The sequence below is a fragment of the Lawsonibacter faecis genome (assembly GCF_014287675.1).
Classification (GTDB): Bacteria; Bacillota; Clostridia; order Oscillospirales; family Oscillospiraceae; genus Pseudoflavonifractor; species Pseudoflavonifractor faecis.
On sequence record NZ_JACOPQ010000010.1, the window covers coordinates 95,165 to 118,151 of the forward strand.

Consider the following 22,987-nt stretch of genomic DNA (forward strand, 5'->3'; position numbering starts at 1 on the left):
GACATAAAAGAGGCCGGACAGGGCCATACTAGCACCATCTATCGTGTTTTCGAGGTGGCGCAGTATGAAGCGTATGTTTGCGGCCCTGTTCGCCGTTTTGTTCCTCTCCTCCGTGCTCTCCGTCCGGGCCCGGGCCGCCGCGCCCACCCTCTCCGCCGCGTCCGCCATCCTGGTGGACGGCGGGTCGGGACGGGTGCTCTTTTCCCAGAATGCGGACGAGGAGCGGGCCATCGCCAGCATTACCAAGCTGATGACCGCCCTGGTGGCGGTGGAGTCCACCGCCGATCTCTCTCAGGAGGTCACCGTCAAGCGTGAGTACACCCTCACCGAGGGCTCCTCTATGTATCTGAAGGTGGGGGAGAAGCTCACCCTGGAGGATTTGCTCTACGGCCTGCTCCTGGTCTCGGGCAACGACGCCGCGCTGGCGGTGGCGGGCTTCTGCGCGGGCGATGTGGAGACCTTCGTGGAGTGGATGAATCGGAAGGCGGAGGAGCTGGGCATGGAGCACAGCCACTTCTCCAACCCCAACGGCCTCTCCAGCGACGACCACTACTCCACCGCCGCCGACATGGCGAAGCTGGCCAGGGTGGTCATGGACAACGAAATTCTTGCAAAAATCGTCTCCACCAAATCCATTACCATCGGCACCCGGAGCCTTACGAACCACAACAAGCTCCTCTGGCAGTATGAGGGCTGCGTGGGCATGAAGACGGGCTACACCGACAAGGCCGGGAGGACCCTGGTCTCCAGCGCGGAGCGGGACGGCCAGCGGCTCATCGCCGTGACCCTCTGCGACCCCAACGACTGGCGGGATCACGCAGCCCTCTTCGACTACGGCTTTGAGGAGTGGCCCGGCGCCATGCTGGCCACCGCCGGGAAGGATGTGCGCAGCCTCCCGGTGACGGGGTCGCTGGTCCGCTTCGTGCCCGTACGGACCGAGAGCGGCGTGAGCTATCCCCTGGGCGCGGGCGAACGGGTGACCGCCAGGATAGACCTGCCGGAGACGGTGAAGGCCCCCGTCGAGGAGGGGGCGATTGCCGGAAGCCTGACCTTTTATATGGACGGCGAGCCCATCGGCAGCACCTATCTGGTCTACTCCAGAAGCGTGAAAAGCGACGCGCTGGAGGAGCAGAGCCTGGTTGAGCGTATTCTGAGCCTTTTCCGGGGGGACAAGACCGCCAATGTGATGGCGGCGTTTTACCCCAGGACATTTTAAAAACTAGAGTGTATCTGAAACATCCAGGCGGCGCGCCTTTCGGCGGAAACTGCGACCTGCCGCGCCGTTTTTCCTTGGAATCCACCCAGGATTCCTGCGAAAAACGGCTTGCATGACGCCTTCCGCTCGAAATCCACACCACCCCGAAATTTCAGATACACCCTAGACGACTGCGGATTGCCGCGCCGGTCACTTCGCCGGCGTGGCAATCCTGCTCAAAAGAGGTGAACGGCGTGGAGGAACGCCTGCAAAAACTACTCTCCGCCTGCGGCGTGGCCTCCCGCCGGACGGCGGAGGGGTACATTGAGGCCGGCCGTGTGACCGTCAACGGAAGCGTGGCCCGCCTGGGCGACAAGGCGGACCCGGCGCGGGACCGGGTGGAGGTGGACGGCAAGCCCGTCCGGCCGGTGGGGGAGCATACATATATCCTGCTCCACAAGCCCCGGGGCTATGTGACCACCCTCTCCGACGAGAAGGGCCGCAGGACCGTGGCGGAGCTGGTGTCCGCCTGCGGTGCCCGTGTCTGGCCTGTGGGCCGGCTGGACCTGGACTCGGAGGGGCTGCTCCTTATGACTGACGACGGGGAGCTGACCCACACGCTTCTTCACCCCAGCCACGGGGTGGAGAAGGAGTATCTGGTCTCGGTCACCGGCGACGTGGACGCCGCGCTGCCCATCCTCAGAGGACCCATGAGCCTGGACGGCGTGCCCCTGGCCGCCGCCGGGGTGGAGGTGCTGCGCCGGGAGGGCGGGGGCCGCGCCTGCCTCTCGGTGGTCATTCACGAAGGAAAGAACCGCCAGGTGCGGCGGATGTGCGCCGCCGCCGGACTGGAGGTCAGGCGCCTCAAGCGGGTCAGGGAGGGGACGCTGGCGCTGGGGGAGCTGCCTCCGGGCCGCTGGCGGCGTCTGACGGGGGAGGAAGTGGCCCGGCTGCGCGGCGGATAAGGGAGGGAAGTCCCGCCATTTTGCAAGGAAAATGTTACGTCTTGCAGAATGCTATTGATTTTCAGCCGAATTCCCGGTATGATACTATTTGCTGATTCAGAGAATGGCGCGCCCCGAAACGGGGGGTACCGGGAGGATAGAGGAACCATGTCCAAGGATATATTATCGGTTATTCAGGCCAGTATGAGCGCCTTTTCCAAGGGCCAGAAGCTCATTGCCAAATTTATTCTGGAGTCCTACGACAAGGCGGCCTTCATGACCGCCAGCAAGCTGGGCAAGACGGTGAACGTCAGCGAGTCCACGGTGGTGCGCTTTGCCGCCGAGCTGGGCTATGACGGCTATCCCGCCATGCAGAAGGCCCTGCAGGAGATGATCCGCAACAAGCTTACCTCCATCCAGCGCATCGAGGTCTCCAACGACCGCATCACCGACCAGGACCTGCTGCCCATGGTGATGCAGTCGGACATTGAGAAGATCCGCATGACCATGGAGGCGGTAAGCCGTGAGGATTTTTACCACACGGTGGACGCCATCGTGTCCGCCCGGCGCATCTATATCCTGGGCGTGCGCTCCGCCTCGGCCATCGTGAGCTTTTTGGGGTTCTATTTCAACCTGATTTTTGAAAACGTGGTCATCGTACATACCACCTCGGTCAGTGAGATGTTTGAACAGATTCTGCGGGTGGGGGAGGGCGACGTGGTCATCGGTGTCAGCTTCCCCAGATACTCCAGCCGGACGGTGAAGGCCATGCAGTTTGCCCGGGACCAGGGCGCGGTGGTGGTGGCCATTACCGACAGCGAGGCGTCCCCGCTGGCCGCCATCGCCAACCACGCGCTCCTCGCCAAGAGCGATATGGCCTCCTTTGTGGACTCCCTGGTGGCCCCGCTCTCCATGGTCAACGCCCTCATCGTGGCGGTGGGCCGCCGGAAGAACGAGGACCTGTCCCGGACCTTCGAGACCCTGGAGCGGATCTGGGACGAGTACGAGGTCTATGAGAAGGTAGAGGAAGAAACGTAAGCGCCTGCACGGCAGGCTCGGATGAAGGATGATGGAAATTTGACGCCGGATATAATCGTGATCGGCGGCGGGGCGGCGGGATGTCTTGCCGCGCTGACCGCCGCCCGCCAGGGTGCCTGTGTGACCCTGCTGGAACGGAACCAGAAGCTGGGCCGCAAGCTCTATATTACGGGGAAGGGCCGCTGCAACGTGACAAACGACTGTGGCGCGGACGAGGTGCTCAAAAACGTCCCGCATAACAGTCGTTTTCTCACCAGCGCCGTCACCCGCTTCCCGCCCTCAGCGGTGAAGGAGCTCTTCGCCGGGCTGGGGGTGCCCCTCAAGACGGAGCGGGGCGGCCGGGTTTTCCCCGCGTCGGACAGGGCGGCCGACATTATCGACGCCCTCCTCATGGGCCTGCGCCGCGCGGGCGTGAATATCGCGCAGGAGCGGGCGGAAGCCCTCCTGACGGAGGGTGGGGCCGTCACCGGCGTGACGACGGAGCGGGGTCGGTTTCCATGTAAGGCGGTTATCCTTGCCACTGGCGGCGTCTCCTATCCTCTGACCGGCTCCACCGGGGACGGCTACCGCATTGCGGAGGCCCTGGGCCATACGGTGATTCCCCCCAGACCCTCCCTGGTGCCTCTGGTGGCCGAACAGGATTTTTGCGCCGCAATGCAGGGGCTGTCCCTGAAAAATGTATCGGTTAAGGTTCAAAATTCCAGGAACAAGGTCGTCTTTCAGGAGCAGGGCGAGATGCTCTTCACCCACTTCGGACTGTCCGGGCCGCTGATTCTGAGCGCCAGCGCCCATATGCGGGACTTTGATAAGGAGCGCTACAGCGTTTTTATCGATATGAAGCCCGCCCTGGACGAAAAGACCCTGGACGCCCGGCTCCTGCGGGACTTTTCCGAGAATCCCAACCGGGACCTTCACAATGTGCTGGACGCCCTGGTGCCCCGGCTGATGTCCCCGGTGCTGGCGGAGCTGTCCGGCATCCCGGGGGAGACCAAGGTCAATTCCGTCACCAGGGAGCAGCGCCGCCGCCTGCTGGAGCTTCTCAAGGGCCTGCGGGTGGATATCCGGGGGCCGCGCCCGGTGGAGGAGGCGATTATCTCCTCCGGCGGGGTGAAGGTCACTGAGGTGGACCCGAAAACCATGGGGTCCAAGCTGGTCTCCGGGCTGTACTTCGCCGGGGAGCTTTTGGACGTGGACGCCTACACCGGCGGCTTTAACCTCCAAATCGCCTGGGCCACGGGCCGCGCGGCGGGGGAGGCGGCCGCGGCAGCCCTGTAGCGGCGGGGGCGCAGCCCCACAGCTTTGATTGGGAGGATACCACATGACTTATAAAAGCATCGCGGTGGACGGGCCGTCCGGCGCGGGGAAGAGCACCCTGGCAAAAATGCTGGCCGAGGCCCTGGGCTACCTCTATGTGGACACCGGCGCCATCTACCGCACGGTGGGCCTGTCCGCCTGCCGGCGGGGCGTGGACCCCGGCGACGGCGCGGCGGTGGTGCCCATGCTGGCCGGGCTGGACATCGATCTCAGGCATGGAGAGGACGGTCTGCAGCATATGTATCTGGACGGCGAGGACGTGACCGACGAAATCCGCCGCCCGGAGATCTCCAAGTACGCCTCCGCCGTGTCGGCCCTGCCTCAGGTCCGGGCATTCCTGATGGACATGCAGCGGGAACTTGCCCGGCGGCAGAACGTCATTATGGACGGCCGGGATATCGGTACGGTGGTGCTGCCCGGAGCGGACGTGAAAATTTTTCTCACCGCCGCCCCGGAGGACCGGGCGAAGCGGCGGTATGCGGAGCTGCTGCAGCGGGGGCACGGGGGCGATTACGAAACCGTCCTGCGGGATATCATCCAGCGGGACGAGAACGACACCCGCCGGGCGGCGGCTCCCCTCAGGCAGGCGGAGGACGCCCTGCTGGTGGACACCACGGGCAACTCCCTGGAGGAGAGCTTCGACGTGCTGCTGAATACCATCAAGGAGCGATTGGACGCATGAGAACAGCGTATGCTATCATCTGGACCATTGTGTGGCCATTCTTCAGCCTGTTCCACCCCTGCCGCTGTATCGGCAGGGAGCATATCCCCGAGGGGGGCGCCCTGTTCTGCGCCAACCATACCCGCCTCAGCGACCCGGTCTGTCTGGTGATGGCGGTGGGCCGGAAGCACCAGATGCGGGTCATGGCGAAGGCGGAGTTCATGCGGGCGCCCATCCTGGGCTTTCTCCTGAAAAAGGCGGGGGTCTTCGCCGTGGAGCGGGGCAAGTCCGACGTGGGCGCCATCAAGACCGCCATCAAATTCCTCAAGAGCGGCGAAAACGTGCTGCTCTTCCCCGAGGGGACCCGGGTGAGGGACGGGGAGGAGGGCGAGGCCAAGACCGGCGCGGCCATGCTGGCCGTCCGCACCGGCGTGCCCATCGTCCCGGTGTACATACCCGCCAGGAAGCCGTGGTTTCGCTTTACCGACGTGGTGATCGGCGAGCCCTACTATCCCCAGGTGGAGGGCAGGAAAGGCACCGCCGAAGAGTACAAGGCGATTGCCGAGGATCTGATGGAGCGCATTTACGCGCTGGGGAAGGCGGCATGAGCCTGCGCCTTGCGGAGCACGCCGGCTTCTGCTACGGGGTGAAGCGGGCGGTGGAGCTGGCGGAGCAGGCGGCGGCCTCGGGCAAGAAATGCGTCATGCTGGGCCACCTCATCCACAACGACAGCGTGATTGCGCGGCTGGAGGCCATGGGGATTTCCAGCGTGGAGCGGCCCGGGGACGTGCCGGAGGGGGCCGCGGTCATCATCCGGTCCCACGGGGAGCCCAGGGCGGTGTTTGAGCTGCTGGAATCCCGGGGGGCGGAGATTCTGGACGCCACCTGTCCCAACGTCTCGCAGATTCATAAAATTGTCGCCGAGGCGGAACAAAACGGACGTCAGAGCGTCATTATAGGGTCCCCGGAACATCCGGAGGTCCGGGCGATTGCCGGCTGGTGCCGCCGGGGCGTGGTGCTGGCCGACTGCGAGGCCCTGGAGCGCTGGCTGGACGAGGAACCGGAAAACCGCGCAAAACCAATCACAATGGTCTCTCAGACCACGTCCACCCGGGCTGATTGGGATTTGTGCGTAGAAAAAGCAAAAAAAGAGTGTACAAATTTAAAAGTTTTTGATACAATATGTGGTGCTACGTGCAAGCGGCAGCGGGCGGCCCAAGCTCTGGCCGCCGAGAGCAACGCCATGATTGTGATTGGAGACCGCAAAAGCGCCAACACGAGACACCTGGCCGAACTCTGCCGCGCCCTCTGTCCCATGGTCATATGGATCGAACGAGGGGCGGAGCTGGAACCTTCCAACCTGTATGGGAAGGCTTCTATTGGAATCACCGCGGGCGCGTCTACGCCGGGGTGGATTATAAAGGAGGTCTATGACAAAATGAGCGACGAAATCATGGAGATCGAAGAATCCTTTGCTGAACTGCTGGAGAAATCGATCAAGACTTTAAATACAGGGGAGAAGGTTACAGGCGTCGTCACTGGTATTACGCCTACGGAGATCTACGTCGACCTGGGCACCAAGCACGCCGGTTACATACCGGTGTCCGAGCTCACCGACGATCCCACTGTTAAGGTCGAGGACCTGGTTAAGGTCGGCGAGGAAATCGAGACCTACGTCATGCGCGTGAACGATCAGGAGGGCGTGGTCACCCTGTCCAAGAAGCGTCTTGACACCGTCAAGAGCTGGGACGACGTGGCCCAGGCCTGCGAGGATCACACCACCGTGGAGGGTGTGGTCACCGAGGAGAACAAGGGCGGTGTCGTGGTGTCCATCAAGGGCGTGCGCGTGTTCGTCCCCGCCTCCCAGACCGGTCTGCCCCGGGAGACGCCTATGAGCGAGCTGCTCAAGCACAAGGTCCGTCTGCGCATCACCGAGGTCAACCGCGCCCGCCGCCGGGTGGTGGGTTCCATCCGCGCTGTCGCCAATGAGGAGCGCGCCGAGAAGGCCGCCGCCGTCTGGGAGGGCATCGAGGAAGGCAAGAAGTATGACGGCGTGGTGAAGAGCCTGACTTCCTACGGCGCTTTCGTGGACATTGGCGGCGTGGACGGCATGGTCCATATCTCCGAGCTGAGCTGGAGCCGTATCAAGCATCCCTCCGAGGTGGTGAAGACCGGCGACGCCGTCCAGGTCTATGTCATTTCCTTCGACAAGGAGAAGAAGAAGATCTCCCTGGGCATGAAGGACCGCGGCCAGGATCCCTGGGCTGTGTTCACCGACAAGTACGGCGTGGGCGACACCGCCAGCGTCAAGGTTGTCAAGCTCATGACCTTCGGCGCTTTCGCCGAGATCGTGCCCGGCGTGGACGGCCTGATCCATATCTCCCAGATCGCCGATCACCGGATTGACAAGCCCGGCGACGCGCTGAGCGAGGGAGAGATGGTGGACGTGAAAATCACCGATATCGACATGGACCGCAAGAAGGTCTCCCTGTCTATCCGCGCCCTGCTGGAGGATGCCCAGCGCTCCGACGCAGGCGAGGACAGCGGAGAGGACACCCTGGTGGCCACCTCTGAGGGCGGGCACACCGAGGTCGCGCCCGGGTTCGAGAGCGCTCCCGAGGAGTAAGAAGCGCGGCGCATTACTGCCTGTATACACAAAAAGAGGCCTGTTTTCCATGGAAAACAGGCCTCTTTTTTGGCTATTTATATGTAAATTTTGATTTTACTTGCAAAATGTTATACAGAAGGCTATAATATAAGTATCATTTCGGTACGATAGGGAAAGTAGGTTTGGGAGCGCTGGGAGGTGCAACATGTTTCAGGTAGGCGATAAGATCGTGCATCCGATGCACGGCGCGGGCATTGTGGACAGTATCGTCCAGAAGAAGGTGAACGGTGTGGTGCGGGAGTACTACATTCTAAAGCTTCCTGTGGGCGGCATGCTGGTGATGATCCCCACTGAGAACAGCGGGGAGATCGGCGTCCGGCCCGTGTGTGAGAGGGATGAGGCGGACAAGGTGATTGCTGCCATGCCCGATATTGAGGTCGATATGACCCAGAACTGGAACCGCCGCTACCGGGAAAACATGCTGCGTCTGAAGAGCGGGGACCTGCTGGAGGTGGCCCGGGTGGTCAAGGGGCTGATGCTGCGGGACGGGGACCGGGGACTCTCCACCGGGGAGCGGAAGATGCTCCACTCTGCCAAGCAGATTCTGATCTCCGAGATCGTGCTCTCCCAGAACACCAGCTATGAGGACGTGGAGGCGCGCATAAACTGCGCGCTGGCGTAATAGAATTCCAGGGGACGCCCGGCTGGGAGCCGGACACGCTCCGGGGCGATTGTGCGCATCCCGCCGCCGTGCGGAGACGCTCCGGTCAGATCTGGGCGCGAAACGTGATCCCCCACGGCAAACGCGGGGGATTTTGTTTTGCCCGCATTGGCGAAAGGATGATGCATCATGGGGCTTTTCGGCCGCCTGCGGCGGAGAAAAAACGCTCAGACCCCCTACTGCGCCGCGGTGGTGCCCGCCGCAGGCAGCGCCGCGCGGATGGAGGGGCAGGATAAAATCCTGACCATTCTGGGCGACTATCCCGTATTGGTACATACCCTGCGCGCACTGAACGACAGCGCCCTCATCCAAGAGATTGTCGTGGTCACCCGGGGAGACCTGATTGTCCCGGTGGGCCAGATCTGCAGGGACTTCGCCTTCGGCAAGGTCACAAAGGTCATCGTGGGCGGGGATACGCGCACCGCCTCCGTTCTGGCCGGGGCCCGGGAGGTGAGCGGGGAGGCGGAGCTCATCGCCATCCACGACGGGGCGCGGCCCCTGGTGCCGCCCGAGGTGGTGGACGCGGCCATCCTCCGGGCGGCGGAGTGCGGCGCGGCTGCCCCTGCCGTGCCCGTGAAGGACACCGTCAAGCGGGCGTCCGGCGCCCTGGTGGAGGCCACGCTGGACCGGGACAGCCTCTTCGCCGTTCAGACGCCCCAGGTCTTTCATGCCGACCTCATCCGTGGCGCGCTCCAGAAGGCGCTGGACGACGGTGCGGCGGTCACCGACGACTGCGCCGCCGTGGAGCGCATCGGCATGACGGTGGCCCTCACCGAGGGCTCCTATGAGAACATCAAGATTACCACGCCCACGGACCTGTTGATTGCCGAGGCCATCCTGAGCGGGAGGGAATGACCCTTTCGCCGGGGCCGGAAATTTTGGGCGGAGCGCAGAGGAGCTTGAGCTTATGAGAATCGGACACGGCTATGACGTACACCGCCTGGTGCCGGAGCGGAAGCTGATTTTGGGCGGTGTGGAAATTCCCTTTGAGCTGGGCCTCCTGGGCCACTCGGACGCCGATGTGCTCACCCACGCCCTGATGGACGCCCTGCTGGGCGCCGCCGGGCTGGGGGACATCGGCGGGGCCTTCCCGGACAGCGATCCGGCCTACGAGGGCATCTCCAGCCTCCTTCTTCTGGAGCGGGTGATGGGGATGCTGGCGGGCAAGGGGCTGCGTGTAGGCAGCGCGGACATGACCATCCTCTGCCAGCGGCCCAAGCTGGCGGGCTATCTTCCACAGATACGCGCCCTCCTGGCGCAATACCTGGGGATCCCCGGGGACCGTGTCAATGTGAAGGCCACCACCGAGGAGGGGCTGGGCTTTACCGGCCGGGGCGAGGGCGTCGCCGCCCACGCCGTGGTCCTGCTGGAGGAAGACGGCGGATAAAAACCAAACGCGCCCCTCGTGCATACACTGCACTGAGAGGAGCGTTTTTTTATGGTCTATTATCTTATCATCTGCCGCTCTCTGACCTATGCGCAGCGGACGGCCCAAGCACTGGAGCGGGCCGGCATCACCGCCCATATCCTGCGGTCTCCCAAGAGCATCTCCGGCGAGGGGTGCAGTCATTCCGTCAAGGTGTCCGAGCGTAACCTGCCGGACGCTCTGGTGGTTCTGAACCGGGTGGGACTCACGCCCAAGCGGGTCTTTATCATGTCCAGCGACGGCAGCTACAAAGAGGTGAGGCTGCTGTGATATACCTGGACAGCGCGGCAACCACCCTGCAAAAGCCGCCCGCCGTGGTGCGGGCGGCCTCCTACGCCATGGAGCACATGGCGAGCCCGGGCCGGGGCGGGCACCGCCCGGCCATGCTGGCGGCCGAGACCGCCTTCGCCTGCCGTGAGGCGGCGGCGGAGCTTTTCCATATGGAGAACCCCGAGAACGTGGTGCTGACCTTCAACGCCACCCACGGCCTCAATCTGGCGATTAAGTCCATTGTCAGGCCGGGGGACACGGTGCTCATCTCAGGCTACGAGCACAACGCCGTGTCCCGCCCGCTGTATGCGATAGAGGGCGTGCGCATCAAGGTGGCGGCGGCGCCCCTGTTCCGGCCGGAGCTGCTGTATCAGCGCTTCGAGGAGCAGCTCACCGGGGACGTGGCCGCCGTGGTCTGCAACCACGTCTCCAACGTGTTCGGGTACGTCCTGCCTGTGGAGCGCGTCGCCGCGCTCTGCCGGGCCAGGGGTGTGCCCTTTATCCTGGACGCCTCCCAGTCCGCCGGCTGCCTGGACGTGAATATGCCCCGGCTGGGCGCGGCCTTCGCCGCCATGCCGGGGCACAAGGGGCTGTACGGTCCCCAGGGTACCGGCCTGCTGCTGTGCGGCGCCGGCGCGGAACCCCTCCTGGAGGGGGGGACCGGCAGCCTGAGCAGCCAGCAGGCCATGCCCGAGTTCCTGCCCGACCGGCTGGAGGCCGGTACCCACAACATCCCCGGCGCGGCCGGACTGCTGGAGGGCATCAAGTACGTCCAGTCCCAGGGCATGGAAAAAATACTGGCCCACGAGCGCAGGCTGACCCTCCGCGCGGCGGAGGGCCTCGCCGGCATTCCCGGCGTGACGGTCTACGCAGACGAAAAGCTGGAGCGCCAGGCGGGCGTTCTCTCCTTCAATGTGGACGGTTTGGACTGCGAGACGGTGGGGGAGACCCTTGGCGGGCAGGACATCGCCGTCCGGGCGGGGCTCCACTGTGCGCCGCTGGCCCACAGGTCCGCCGGTACCCTGGAGATTGGCACCGTCCGGGCCAGTTTTTCCGCGTTCAATACCCCCAAGGAGGCCGACGCGCTGGTTCGGGCCGTGGCGGTCATCGCCGGGGAAAAGAAATAGTGCGGCGGAGCGGTATTCAGGCCGCTCCGCCGTTTTTTCTCATTTAATATGATAAAGGGATTGCTATTCAACAGAGAGTGATTTATAATATAGGAAAAGAAGGAAAAATAAAGAAAATGACGAATGCGTACGCATTCGTGTCTTTTACACTGTAAAAGACAATCCTGCACTATGCGGCGCTCTCACAACTGAAATCATCGGGCAAACCTGTCTAAAGACAGCGACGCAAAGCTAGAGGGGCTAATCCGCTTTGAAGAGAGCGGTATGCCAGCCAGCCGTGGAATGCGCCATCTTTGCCGACAGGGGAGAGGGCGCTTTTTCTTTGAAAGGAGGAGCGGGCACAGCGGTATGAAGTACGGGGCGAATAGTATGGAAGAAACAAAAGGAGGAAGGTAAAATGAAGAAAAAGTTGGTGGCCCTGCTGGCGGCCGCGGTTATGCTGGTCTCGCTGCTCCCGGCGGCGTTCGCGGCGTCGGAGGTGACCACGGAGCAGGCGCTTATCGACGCCGTGGCCGCCGGCGGTGAAGTCAACCTGGGCGCGGATATCACACTGAGCGGCCCACTGAGCATTGACAAAGCAGTTACCATCAATGGCGGCAATCACACGCTGACCTATACGGGAAACGATGCGGCAATTGCGGCCACATCGAACAATCTTCTGACAGTCAATGACCTGAACATCACCGCAGCGGCGGCGGGAGCCGACGGAATTTCTCTGTCCGGTACGGCTCCAAAGCTCACGGTAAACGGCTGTGTGCTGACAGTCAACGACCGCGGCGTAAACGATTTTCCGGCGGATTACAACAATTTGGTGACCGGCGCGGCGATTACTGTTTTAAACTCCACGATTCAGTGCTCCAGACTTCCTTCCGGTCAGAGCTATGAAACCTGGGCCACGGTGGGCGATACGCGGGGCCTATCGCTGACCGATTTAAAGGCTGCTGCGGTAACGGTAGACAATTCTGTAATTCAGGGCTTTGGCTACAGTATCAACATCAACGGACACAGCGACAGCCAGGGCGTAAGCGATACGCAGAATACGCTGTTTACCATTACAAACAGCACCATTCGGGGCTGGGCGGCCATTAATATCTGGAGTATCAACGCCACATATAATATTACCAATTCCCATCTGATGGGCATCAATGTGGCGACCTCCGGCCAAAATGGGTTTTCCACGATTGCGCTGAATAACGGGATATATGGTTCCGTGACGAACAAGCCCAATGTTTTCAATATTATGGATGGCTCTATTCAGGCATACAAGTATAGCAGTAATGCAGACCTGTCCCAGAACCTAATTCGCGTAGAAGCGGAGGGGCAGACGAAGTTTAACTTTGATGTGTTGGACGAAATATCGGTCATTCTGGAAGCAAATGAGACCGAATATGGAGTGTTTATCACCGCTTATCCCGGAATGAGCGACGCTGAGCTTGCAAATTGGTTTGAAAGCAATGTGACCGGTTGGGAATATGTTGAGGCCAATGTCCCGCCCTATGTGGGATATGCCGGCTATAGGATGGCGTTAAAGCCTTATATTCCTCATGAGGGAGGAATGATTAAATGAAGTTGAAACGAGTTCTGGCGGTGCTGCTTTGCGCGGTGCTGCTTTGCGCGGTGCTGCTTTGCGCGGTGCTGCTTATGGTCGGAACGCCGCTTGCACTGGCAGCGGACGAGGAGGGGAGTTTCCCCAACGAGTATGCCGACTTTTTAGAAGACGGTATTGCTTATAAGATTGTAGACCACGAGAAACACCAGGTAGAGGTCGCGCCGCGCTATAAATATGCGCCGGGCGGCGCACATGCCGCGGGTTCGTATTATTGTAAAACTTCTTACGAGATTCCAGCGTCTGTGACCCACGAAGGTACGGAATACGCAATTGTCGGAATTGCGGCAGGAGCGTTTGTTCAGGCTGGAAATATAACATCAATCACCTTTGCGGCAGATTCAGAAATAGAGTACATTGGCGATGATGCATTTGGGGCAACTTCTCTGACCTCAATTACCATTCCAGCGTCCATAAAGGAAATCGGCGGGTCGGTATTTACCCCTCCTCTCAGCGGAACGGCAACGCTGAGTACCATTGTTTTTGAGGCGAACAGTCAGCTTGAGAAAATCGGATTCCGTGCATTTTGGCATTGTAGGGCGGTGACCTCCCTGACGCTTCCTGAAAGCGTTAAGAGCATTGAAGGACAGGCGTTTGCGGACAGTGGAATTGAAAACCTGAGCATTCCTGCCGGGGTATGTGACATCGCCGCCGACGCCTTTGACGGCTACGACCATATAGATACCCTGACAATCGTCCCGGAAAACCTGGCGTACAGTCTGGAAGGCGGTACGTTTAGCAGTTCGACGGCGGTACTGCGCCAGTTTGATAAAACAGCAACCAGCGTTACCGTGCCGGAGGGCGTGACAGCGCTCAGCGAAGATGTTTTTAAAGGCTGTGCCGGTTTGGAAACCATCAGCTTGCCAGACAGCCTGAGGACGATAGGTCGTGGGGCGTTCAGCGGGTGCGCGGCATTGAAAAGCATCACGCTTCCTGATGACGTAACGGAGCTTCCCGACGCGACAACCAGCATCAACGGCGTTTTTACGAACTGCAGTTCCCTCGAAAGCGTTACTATGCCGTCGGTCACCACGATTGGTAAATACGCATTTAGCGGCTGTTCGAGTCTGAAGAGCATTGATTTGCCCGACACATTGACCTCTGTAGGACAAAACGCTTTTCGCAAAGCAGGACTGACATCCATTGTAATACCCGCATCAGTAACCACACTTGAACAAAACTCGTTTGCTACTTGCGCGGATTTGGCCAGCGTTGTCATTCCAGCAAGCGTAACGTCTATTGGAAAAAACGCTTTTAACGGCGCACTGAAGAAGGATGGGTCTGCGCTTGTAATGCAGGGCGAGACCGTTCCGACGATTGATGAAAATGCATTTAAAAATGTGGCTGCCACGCTGACCGTTTATTATCCCGAAGCCGCGAAAGACGGCTATGAGGCCGAAGTTTCTTTTACTGGCAAGACAAAAAGTGGGTTTGCCCTGAACGTTGACAAACCGGCAGTCACGGCCTACAGCGGCGATACCGTAAAATTGGCTCTCACCATGACCAAGCCTGTGGGCGCGGAAGTTACTTGGACCGCCAATCAGCCTGACATCGCGGATATCGCCTCCAGCAGCGATGCAGATTTGGTGCTTAACGTGAAATCCGCCGGAAAGGCCACTTTTACCGGGACCATGAAAGTGGGCGGGCTGGCTCTTATATCTGTGACGGTGGACCTGACCGGTGAAACGGTCTATGTTCCCCCTTCCACGCCGTCCAAGCCAGGGACGACCGTGACCAATCCCGACGGCTCCACGACCACCACCAAGACCGACGCCAACGGGACCGTCACCGAGACCACCAAGGGGCCCGACGGCTCCACCACCGTGGTGGAGACCAGGAAGGACGGCACGGTCACCGAGAAGCAGGAGACCGCTGACGGCGTCAAGTCCGAAACCGTGACCAGGCCCGACGGCTCCAAGGGCACCACTACCGTCACGGCCGGGGGGGAGACCAGGGCGGAGGCCACCGTCACAGTCAAGGCGGTGGAGACCGCCGCCAGGGCCGAGGCGCCCGTGGTGCTGCCGGTGGCCCCCGTGGCCGCAGCCAAGACCTCCGGGGCCGCGCCCGTGGTCTCCGTCACCCTGCCGTCCTCCGCCGGGGCCGTCGCCGTCAAGGTGCCCGTGGCCGGCGTGACCGCCGGCACGGTGGCCGTGCTGGTCCATGCCGACGGCACGGAGGAGATTGTCATGAAGTCCACTGTGGATGCCGATGGCGTGGCTCTGACCCTGGACGGCTCCGCCACCATCAAAATCGTAGACAACAGCAAGGCGTTTGCCGATACCGCGCCCGTCAGCGGCTGGGCGGGCGACGCCATTGACTTCGTTACCTCCCGCGAGCTCTTCCAGGGCACCGGGGAGAACGCCTTCTCGCCCCTGATGACCACCGACCGCGCCATGATTGCCACCGTGATTTGGCGGCTGGAGGGCAGGCAGTCCGCCGCCGGCGCCGCGCCGGCCGACGTGCCCTCCGACGCATGGTATGCCGACGCCATGGCCTGGGCGGTGGAGCAGGGCATCGTGAACCCGGACAACGGCAGCGTCAGCCCCGCCGCCCCCGTCACCCGGGAGCAGCTGGCCGTAATGCTCTACCGCCTCAGCGGCGCTCCCGCCGTGAGCACCTCCGTCAGCGGCCAGGTCTCCGCCTGGGCCGCCGACGCCATGGCCTGGGCGGTGGAGCAGGGCCTGATTCAGGGCGACGGCGCATCCCTCAACGCCGGGGCCGCCGCCACACGCGCAGAGGTGTCCGCCATCCTGATGCGCTATATCAGCCTGTAGTATCTAAATGCAAAGAGACGTGGCGGCCCGGGAAGGGCCGGCACGCCCCCCCCCGCCCCCCCCCCCCACGTCTCTTTGCGGTCCGGGCGCCGTGGCGCTTCAAAAGCCCCCGGCGCCCAATCTTAGAAAAATTCCGCAATAAAGGCTGTTTTCTGGGTAAAACAGCCGCTCTGAGGCGTATGAGAGAAAACCGTGTGGAAACAGGGGGATCAGGAGAGGTTATCGCCCTTTTTGGGGCTACCGCCGGCGTGGGTGGAGATATTAATAGAAAATTCATGTTCGCCTTATTGCCATTTTGTCACCGATAAAGTATAATCTTTAAGATAGGCAGATTGCGGGAAATCCCATCCCGAAGCTGCCCAACAGGCAGTGAGAAACGCGGGTGAGATTGGCATGGACATCATCATACAGTGGTGGCAGGGGGTGCTGGAGATCCTCCGGACCATCGGCATTCCTGAAATCGTGGATATCGTCATCATGGCGTTCATCTTCTACAAACTCTTGATGCTGGTGCGCCGCACCAGCTCGGGACAGGTACTCAAGGGCGTGCTGATCGTTGTGGTGGTCTTCGCACTGGCCAGCGCGTTCCAGCTCACCGTGTTCAGCTATCTCCTGGGCAAGGCCCTGGAGTGGGGCGTTCTGGCGCTGGTGATTCTGTTCCAGCCGGAGCTGCGCCGCTTCCTGGAGCAGATGGGCCGCAGCAAGCTGGGGAAGCTGGGGGGCGTCTTCTCCCACAATGAGACCCCCGACGAGATGGCCGCCGCCATCACCCAGACCGTGGCGGCCTACACCGACCTCTCCAAGACCAAGACCGGGGCGCTGATGGTCTTCGAGCGGCAGAACCTGCTGGATGATGCGATTAAAACGGGCACGGTGCTGGACTGCGCAGTGAACGCCGAGCTTTTGAAGAACATATTCTGGAACAAGGCGCCCCTCCACGACGGCGCGGTGATTGTCCGCGGCGGCCGCATCGCGGGCGCGGGCTGTATGCTCCCCCTGTCGGGGAACGTGAACCTCTCCCGTGAGCTGGGGATGCGCCACCGGGCGGGTATCGGCGCCAGCGAGGCGTCCGACGCGGTGGTGGCCATCGTCTCCGAGGAGACCGGCTCCATTTCGGTGGCGGTGGGCGGGATGCTCAAGCGGCATCTGGCGCCGGAAACCCTGGACCGGCTCCTCCGCAACGAGCTGATGCCGGAGCAGGAGGCCGAGGCCAAGCCCAAGTTCAGCCTTGCCGGTATTTTCAAGTCCAAAAAGGGAGAGGACGCCGATGTGGAACAAAATCAAAAATAGCAAATGGCTCTACGTCCTGCTCTCCATTCTGATGGCGGTAATCCTTTGGGCCTATGTGGTAAAGGAGGCGGACCCGGACCTAACCAAAGACGTCGCGGGCATCCCCGTGACCTTCACTGGGACGGGCATCCTGAACTCCCGCAACCTCATCGTCACCGAGGGCGGGGAGCAGTCCCTGACGCTGAATATCTCCGCAAAATCCGCCACCCTGAACAAGCTCAGCCGGGATACGATCAGCCTGACGGTGGATCTTTCCAACATCGTGGAGCCGGGGACGTTCCGCCGGATTGTCAACGTCAGCTATCCGCAGAACGTCAACCAGGGGGATATCAGCCTGAACACGGAGCTGGACGGGCTGTATATCGAGTTCACCGTCTCCAAGAAGGAGACCAAGGAAGTCCCCGTCTATGTGGAGTTCAGCGGCAGCATCGCCAAGGGCTATCAGGCGGGGGAGGCCACGATTACCCCCGGCACCATCAGCGTCAGCGGACAGCGCGAGCTGGTCAACCAGGTCGCCAGCGCCAAGGTGGTCCTCACCCAGCAGGAGCTCAGCGAAACCTATGAGGGGGATCTGGCCTTCGTCTTTGTAGGGTCCGACGGCGAGGAACTGACGGACGCCAATATTCAGAGCAACGTGGACACCGTCCATGTGATTTACCCCATCGTGCAGTACAAGCAGATTCCGCTGGTGGTGGAGCTGGTGCCGGGCGGCGGAGCCACGCCGGACGACGTGACGGTCTTGCCGCTTCTGGAGGGCGCGGAGCCGCTGGAGGATCAGCCGGACGGCGCCAGGCAGGTGGTGGTGGGCGAGATCAGCATCACCGGGCCGGAGGACGAGCTGGACGGGCTGCACAAACTGGTGGTGGGCCAGGTCGATCTGGCGGATGTCATCACCAGCAAGACCTATACGTTCCCCATAACCCTCTCGGAGGGCTTCGGAAACGAGAGCGGCATCCAGGAACTTTCGGTCAGCGTCGCCATCAAGGAAGGGGCGCTGGCGAGACGTGAATTTGCCGTGACCAATATTGTCCTCGTGAACAAACCCGAGGGCCTCAATGTCGAGCTGGTCACACAGTCCCGGCAGGTTACCATCCGGGGGACGCAGGAGGCCGTGAACCGCATCTATGAAGGGCAGCTGCGCATTGTGGCGGACGTTGCCGCCAGCAACGCCACCGCCGTGGGACGGCACAACATCCCCGCCAAGGTCTATGTGGACGGCAGCGACGACGTGGGCGTCGTCGGCGGCGACTACAATATTACGATTGATATTACGCAGTAGGAGGGAAGGGCGCTATGACCCAGACGGCGATGGTCAAACGGCTGGTCAGTTCCAGAAAAGCGGAGATCGTCGTCCGCCGAGAGTCGGCCTGCGGCCACCACTGCGCCACCTGCGAGGGCTGCAAGATGTACGACCAGCCCACCGTCACCGTGACCGCCGAGAACGAGGCGGGGGCCATGCCGGGGGATACCGTGACGGTGGAGACCTCCAGCGCTCACGTCCTCGGGATGGCCGCGGTGGTCTACCTGCTGCCCTTCGTCCTCTTCTTCACGCTCTACCTGGCGGCGGGAGCGCTGTCCTTTTCTACGCCCGTATCCGTTACCCTGGGCGTGGTGGGATTTGCCGCCGGGGCGGCGGCGGACCTGCTGCTGGACCGCCGTGTGAAGAGGAAGCAGGCCCTCTCGTTTCGCATCGTCTCCGTGGAGCGGCGCTGATGTTCGGATACGTCAGGCCCTTCCGGGAGGAGCTGAAGGTCCGGGAGCTGGAGGCCTATGAGGCCATGTACTGCGGCCTCTGCGCCGCCATGGGCAGGCGGCACGGCTTCGTGGCCCGGATGTTCCTCAACTACGACTTCACCTTTCTGGCCATGCTTCTCGCCCCGAAGGAGGACAGGCCGTCCACCGGGTACTGCCGCTGCCCCGCCAACCCGCTGAGGAAGAAGTGCGCCTGCACCGCCGGCGCGGGGCTGGAGGCGGCGGCGGACGAGAGCGTGATTCTCAGCTATTGGAAGCTCCGGGACACGGTTGAGGACGAAGGCTTCTGGAAGGGGCTTGGAGCGCGTGTCCTCTCGGTGCTCCTGCGGCGGGGCTACCGCAGGGCGGCCTCCTCCCGCCCCGGGTTCGACGCCGCCGCCCGCGGCTGCCTGGAGGAGCTCCGGGCGCTGGAGCTGGCCGGCTCCCCCTCCCTTGACCGCACGGCGGACACCTTCGCCCGGCTTCTCCAGGCGGCCGCGCCGGACTCCGGCGACGAGGTGCGGGACCGGGCGGTGGGACAGCTTCTCTACCACGTGGGCCGCTGGATTTACCTGACCGACGCCTGGGACGATTTGGGCGAGGATCTGGCGTCCGGCAGCTATAACCCCATCCATGCCCGGTTTGAGGGCAGGGAGCGGGAGGAGGCGGAGTATCTGCGCACGACCCTGCGCCACTCGCTGAACCTGGCGGTCTCCGCATTCTCACTGGTGGATTTCGGAGGCTGGGGGCCGGTGATTGAAAATATACTCTACCTGGGCCTGCCCGCGGTGGAGGAGCTGGTTTTCCGGGGCGAGTGGGCCGGCGTGAAGAAGCGCCCGGCACACGCCGGTTTTATCCCGCGCCAATAAATGTGTGTTTCCGGCGGCGGGGCCGCTTTTGACTTTATCAATAAGTACAGGAGATTGATCCATGACTGATCCTTACAGTATTCTCGGCGTATCCTCCACCGCCAGCGACGACGAGATCAAGCGCGCCTATCGGGAGCTGGCCCGGAAATACCATCCGGACAACTATCAGAACAATCCCCTGGCCGATCTGGCCGAGGAGAAGATGAAAGAGGTCAACGAGGCCTACGATGAGATCAACCGGATGCGCAGCGGCGGCGGTTCCGGTGCGGGCGCGTACCAGAGCCAGAGCGCCTACGGCTACCAGCAGCAGCGCCAGTCCGCCTCCTCGGCCAGCCCGCTCTACAACCGGGTGCGGCAGGCCATCAACGGCGGCGACATCAACGGCGCGGAGCAGCTGCTCCGGCAGGCGCCCTTACAGGACGCCGAGTGGCACTTCCTCTCCGGCTGCATCGCCTACCGCCGGGGCTGGCTGGACGAGGCCCGGCAGCAGTACCAGATCGCCTGCAACGCCGAGCCGGGCAACATGGAGTACCGCCAGGCCCTGAACATGATGGCCCAGGGGGGACAGGCCTACCGGCCCTACGGAGCCGGCGGCGGCATGAGCTCCGCCGACTGCTGCACCACCATGCTCTGCATGAACTGCCTGTGCGGCGGCTGTAACTGATATGGGCGGCCGTTATGGAAAAGGGGCGGGCCGGGTGGCCCTGGCGGGCGTCCTCACGGCGCTGTCCCTGGTGATTTTATATCTCGCGTCCATGGCGCCCACGGGGCGGCTGGGTGTGGTGGCGCTGGCGGGCCTGGTGCCCGCCGCCGCGGTGGTCTCCGGCGGCCTGCCCGCCGGATTCTTTTGCTATGCGGCCACCGGCATTCTTGGGTTTCTCCTCTCCCCAATGAAGGAAAACGCCCTGCTGTACCTGATCTTCTTCGGACTCTATCCCATGCTCAAGTGCCTCATCGAGCGGCTGAGGAAGCTGCCGCTGGAGTGGGCGTGCAAGCTGGCGGTCTTCAACCTTGCGCTGACGGTTTTCTGGTTCACCCTGCGCGCCGTGCTGCTGGCGGGCCTGCCCGCGTTTATGGAGCAGCTCTGGGCGCTCTATCTGGTGGGCAATGTGGTCTTCGTCATCTACGACTACGGGTTCTCCAAGCTGATTTCCTTCTATGTCCAGCGGATCGACAAAGCGGTCCGAAAGGCCTGATGTTGGAAAAAGGCTTGTTAAGCGCACTCTTTTTTGCTATAATAATCCGATACAACAAAAGAGAAGGGAAGGACGCCCTTTGATTAAGAGTATGACCGGCTACGGCAGGGGAGAGGCGACGCTGAGCGGCCGCACCATTACGGTGGAGATCCGCTCGGTCAACAACCGCTACCTGGACTGCGCCATCAAGATGCCCCGCATCTATGTCTTTGCCGAGGACGCGATCAAATCCCGGGTCCAAAAGAGCATCTCCCGGGGTAAGGTGGACGTGTTCGTCACCATCGGCCAGGCCGGGGCGGGGGACGTGACCATCTCGGTTAACAAGAGCATGGCCGACGGCTACTACGCCGCCCTGTGCGAGCTGCGCGATACTTACGGGCTGCGGGACGATATTTCGGTTTCCACGCTGACTCGCTTTCAGGACGTGTTTCTGGTGGAGAAGACCCAGGAGGACCTGGAGGCCGTGGCCGCCGATCTCTGCGCCGTGACCGACCTGGCCCTGGCGGATTTCGACGCCATGCGCACCCGGGAGGGGGCCCGGCTGGCGGAGGATATCCGCGGCCGTGGGGAGACCATCGGCGCGCTGACCGCCTATGTGGAGGAGCGCTCCCCGGGCATCGTGGCCGATTACCGCGCCCGTCTGGCCGCCAAGATGGCGGAGGTTTTGCAGAACTCCCAGATCGACGAGAGCCGCATCCTCACCGAGGCGGCGATTTTCGCCGATAAGGTGGCTGTGGACGAGGAGACCGTCCGCCTGCGCAGCCACCTCTCCCAGCTCACCCATATGCTGGATCAGGGCGGGGCCGTTGGCCGGAAGCTGGACTTCCTGATCCAGGAGTTCAACCGGGAGGCCAATACCATCGGCTCCAAGTGCAATGATATCGAGACCTCCCGCCGGGTGGTGGACATCAAGGCGGAGATCGAGAAGATCAGGGAACAGGTTCAAAATATAGAATAGACACAAGCGCTGCGCGCACGCGGGCAGGACCCGCCGCAGAGGGCGCGCAGCGCGGCAGGGAGGGTGGCTTCCCAATGAAGCTTATCAACATCGGATTCGGCAACATGGTCTCTGCATCGCGGCTCATCGCCATTGTCAGCCCCGAGTCGGCGCCCATCAAGCGCATGATTCAGGAGGCCAGGGACCGGGGAATGCTCATTGACGCCACCTACGGCCGGCGCACCCGGGCGGTTCTCATTATGGACAGCGACCATATCGTCCTCTCCGCCATTCAGCCTGAGACTGTGGCGGGCCGCCTGGGCGGCAGGGAGACGCCTGATCCGGCGGCTGAGGAGGATGAGGAAGCATGATGCGAAAGAAAAAGACCAGAGGACAGCTGATCGTCCTCTCAGGCCCCTCCGGGGTGGGAAAGAGCACGGTGATCTCCGAGCTGCTGAGTGAGCGGGAAAACCTGCATTTTTCCGTCTCCTTCACCACCCGCGCCCCCCGGGTGGGCGAGGCCGATGGCGTAAACTACAACTTCGTCAGCCGCGGGGAATTCGAGCGAATGATTGAAAACCAAGAGCTGCTGGAGTACGCCCAGTATGTGGGCAATTACTACGGCACCTCCCTGAAGGTCATCCAGGACCATCTGGCCGCCGGTACCGACGTGCTGCTGGATATCGAGGTCCAGGGGGCCGCCAAGGTCCGGGCCAAGTGTCCGGGGGCGGTGCTGATTTTCATTATTCCGCCCTCCTTTGAGGAGCTCTCCCGCCGCCTCCACGGCCGCGCCACCGACGATGAGGACGTCATCGCGGGCCGGTTAAAAAAGGCAAAAGAGGAGTATAATGAGATCCCCAACTACGACTATCTGGTCGTCAACGACAAGGTGTCCTCCGCGGCGGCGGAGATCATCGCCATTCTGACCGCGGAGGACTGCCGGACCAAGAACCGCATGTGCCTCGTGGACGACGTATAGACCCGGCCTTCACAGGCGCGGGGGAGCTCCGCCGCGCCCACCCAATCGACCGAAAGGAAATGATGTCTTATGATGCTCAAACCCCCTATGAACGAACTGCTCGCCCAGGTGCCCAGCCGCTACATGCTGGTGAACGTGGTGGCCCAGCGCGCCCGTCAGATCGCCAGCGAGGCCGACGACCAGGGAATCCCCCTGGATGACAAACCGGTCTCCATGGCCCTGCGCGAGGTTGCCGATGGCAAGTGCACCCCCCAGGACGAGGAAGACGAGGCCGTCTGAGCCGCGGAGTGTCGACGGATGC

24 protein-coding genes, 1 pseudogene and 1 riboswitch are annotated in these 22,987 nt (G+C 62.2%); all 25 genes and pseudogenes read left to right on the forward strand.

All coding sequences use genetic code 11. The features are described from left to right. Positions 1–64 precede the first annotated feature (64 nt). The 25 genes and pseudogenes from H8S62_RS12910 to rpoZ all read left to right on the forward strand — a co-directional run bounded on the left by H8S62_RS12910 (position 65) and on the right by rpoZ (position 22,965). Positions 65–1,216, forward strand: a complete 1,152-nt coding sequence (locus H8S62_RS12910; RefSeq protein WP_186919708.1) for a D-alanyl-D-alanine carboxypeptidase family protein — start codon at positions 65–67, stop codon at positions 1,214–1,216. A gap of 233 nt (positions 1,217–1,449) precedes the next feature. After that, positions 1,450–2,160, forward strand: coding sequence for a pseudouridine synthase (locus tag H8S62_RS12915; RefSeq protein WP_186919710.1), 711 nt, complete (start codon positions 1,450–1,452; stop codon positions 2,158–2,160). 147 nt (positions 2,161–2,307) lie between these two features. Then, a complete protein-coding gene (locus H8S62_RS12920) occupies positions 2,308–3,177 on the forward strand; it encodes a MurR/RpiR family transcriptional regulator (RefSeq protein ID WP_155146661.1) in 870 nt (289 codons plus the stop codon). A 21-nt stretch (positions 3,178–3,198) separates the two neighbouring features. Beyond that, positions 3,199–4,452, forward strand: coding sequence for a BaiN/RdsA family NAD(P)/FAD-dependent oxidoreductase (locus H8S62_RS12925; RefSeq protein ID WP_155146659.1), 1,254 nt, complete (start codon positions 3,199–3,201; stop codon positions 4,450–4,452). A 43-nt stretch (positions 4,453–4,495) separates the two neighbouring features. Then, positions 4,496–5,173, forward strand: coding sequence for a (d)CMP kinase (gene cmk / locus H8S62_RS12930; protein WP_186919711.1), 678 nt, complete (start codon positions 4,496–4,498; stop codon positions 5,171–5,173). Next, complete coding sequence (locus tag H8S62_RS12935) at positions 5,170–5,760, forward strand: lysophospholipid acyltransferase family protein (RefSeq protein ID WP_155146655.1); 591 nt, start codon at positions 5,170–5,172, stop codon at positions 5,758–5,760. Before cmk ends, H8S62_RS12935 begins: the two co-directional genes overlap by 4 nt. Then, positions 5,757–7,778 carry a bifunctional 4-hydroxy-3-methylbut-2-enyl diphosphate reductase/30S ribosomal protein S1 gene (locus H8S62_RS12940; protein WP_155146653.1) on the forward strand — a complete coding sequence of 674 codons (2,022 nt, stop codon included), beginning with the start codon at positions 5,757–5,759 and terminating at the stop codon, positions 7,776–7,778. Before H8S62_RS12935 ends, H8S62_RS12940 begins: the two co-directional genes overlap by 4 nt. Before the next feature lie 187 nt (positions 7,779–7,965). Further along, entirely contained in the window at positions 7,966–8,442 is a 477-nt protein-coding gene (locus H8S62_RS12945) for a CarD family transcriptional regulator (RefSeq protein ID WP_155146651.1), read from the forward strand. Positions 8,443–8,610: 168 nt separating this feature from the next. After that, positions 8,611–9,336, forward strand: a complete 726-nt coding sequence (gene ispD / locus H8S62_RS12950; RefSeq protein WP_186919713.1) for a 2-C-methyl-D-erythritol 4-phosphate cytidylyltransferase — start codon at positions 8,611–8,613, stop codon at positions 9,334–9,336. Positions 9,337–9,388: 52 nt separating this feature from the next. Further along, a complete protein-coding gene (gene ispF, locus H8S62_RS12955) occupies positions 9,389–9,868 on the forward strand; it encodes a 2-C-methyl-D-erythritol 2,4-cyclodiphosphate synthase (protein ID WP_186919714.1) in 480 nt (159 codons plus the stop codon). A 51-nt stretch (positions 9,869–9,919) separates the two neighbouring features. Beyond that, the gene (locus H8S62_RS12960; RefSeq protein ID WP_155146645.1) at positions 9,920–10,177 is read left to right on the forward strand and encodes a putative Se/S carrier protein; all 258 of its coding nucleotides are present in this window, start codon (positions 9,920–9,922) and stop codon (positions 10,175–10,177) included. After that, positions 10,174–11,304 (forward strand): aminotransferase class V-fold PLP-dependent enzyme, encoded by a 1,131-nt coding sequence (locus tag H8S62_RS12965; RefSeq protein ID WP_173023854.1) that lies wholly within the window; start codon positions 10,174–10,176, stop codon positions 11,302–11,304. Before H8S62_RS12960 ends, H8S62_RS12965 begins: the two co-directional genes overlap by 4 nt. A gap of 190 nt (positions 11,305–11,494) precedes the next feature. Beyond that, positions 11,495–11,587, forward strand: a riboswitch (cyclic di-GMP riboswitch). Between the two features lie 114 nt (positions 11,588–11,701). After that, positions 11,702–12,871 carry a right-handed parallel beta-helix repeat-containing protein gene (locus H8S62_RS12970; RefSeq protein ID WP_155146642.1) on the forward strand — a complete coding sequence of 390 codons (1,170 nt, stop codon included), beginning with the start codon at positions 11,702–11,704 and terminating at the stop codon, positions 12,869–12,871. Between the two features lie 74 nt (positions 12,872–12,945). Next, positions 12,946–14,193, forward strand: a pseudogene (locus tag H8S62_RS18715) (leucine-rich repeat domain-containing protein); the annotation flags it as partial. A gap of 57 nt (positions 14,194–14,250) precedes the next feature. Continuing rightward, positions 14,251–15,684, forward strand: a complete 1,434-nt coding sequence (locus H8S62_RS18560) for an S-layer homology domain-containing protein (protein ID WP_341481061.1) — start codon at positions 14,251–14,253, stop codon at positions 15,682–15,684. A gap of 393 nt (positions 15,685–16,077) precedes the next feature. Next, positions 16,078–16,974 (forward strand): diadenylate cyclase CdaA, encoded by an 897-nt coding sequence (cdaA, locus tag H8S62_RS12980; protein ID WP_155146638.1) that lies wholly within the window; start codon positions 16,078–16,080, stop codon positions 16,972–16,974. Beyond that, complete coding sequence (locus tag H8S62_RS12985) at positions 16,952–18,253, forward strand: CdaR family protein (protein ID WP_155146636.1); 1,302 nt, start codon at positions 16,952–16,954, stop codon at positions 18,251–18,253. The genes cdaA and H8S62_RS12985 overlap by 23 nt, the downstream gene beginning before the upstream one ends. A 14-nt stretch (positions 18,254–18,267) precedes the next feature. Continuing rightward, positions 18,268–18,687: a SoxR reducing system RseC family protein gene (locus tag H8S62_RS12990; RefSeq protein WP_155146634.1), complete on the forward strand. Its 420-nt coding sequence runs from the start codon at positions 18,268–18,270 to the stop codon at positions 18,685–18,687. Beyond that, a complete protein-coding gene (locus H8S62_RS12995) occupies positions 18,687–19,574 on the forward strand; it encodes a DUF5685 family protein (RefSeq protein WP_155146632.1) in 888 nt (295 codons plus the stop codon). Before H8S62_RS12990 ends, H8S62_RS12995 begins: the two co-directional genes overlap by 1 nt. A 61-nt stretch (positions 19,575–19,635) precedes the next feature. Beyond that, entirely contained in the window at positions 19,636–20,238 is a 603-nt protein-coding gene (locus tag H8S62_RS13000; RefSeq protein WP_186919717.1) for a J domain-containing protein, read from the forward strand. Between the two features lies 1 nt (position 20,239). After that, entirely contained in the window at positions 20,240–20,770 is a 531-nt protein-coding gene (locus H8S62_RS13005) for a hypothetical protein (RefSeq protein ID WP_155146628.1), read from the forward strand. Between the two features lie 79 nt (positions 20,771–20,849). Then, positions 20,850–21,728 (forward strand): YicC/YloC family endoribonuclease, encoded by an 879-nt coding sequence (locus tag H8S62_RS13010; protein ID WP_155146626.1) that lies wholly within the window; start codon positions 20,850–20,852, stop codon positions 21,726–21,728. A gap of 74 nt (positions 21,729–21,802) precedes the next feature. Continuing rightward, entirely contained in the window at positions 21,803–22,078 is a 276-nt protein-coding gene (remA, locus tag H8S62_RS13015; protein ID WP_155146624.1) for an extracellular matrix/biofilm regulator RemA, read from the forward strand. Beyond that, positions 22,075–22,686, forward strand: a complete 612-nt coding sequence (gmk, locus tag H8S62_RS13020; protein ID WP_155146622.1) for a guanylate kinase — start codon at positions 22,075–22,077, stop codon at positions 22,684–22,686. The genes remA and gmk overlap by 4 nt, the downstream gene beginning before the upstream one ends. Positions 22,687–22,755: 69 nt before the next feature. Then, positions 22,756–22,965 (forward strand): DNA-directed RNA polymerase subunit omega, encoded by a 210-nt coding sequence (rpoZ, locus tag H8S62_RS13025; protein WP_155146620.1) that lies wholly within the window; start codon positions 22,756–22,758, stop codon positions 22,963–22,965. Positions 22,966–22,987 lie beyond the last annotated feature (22 nt).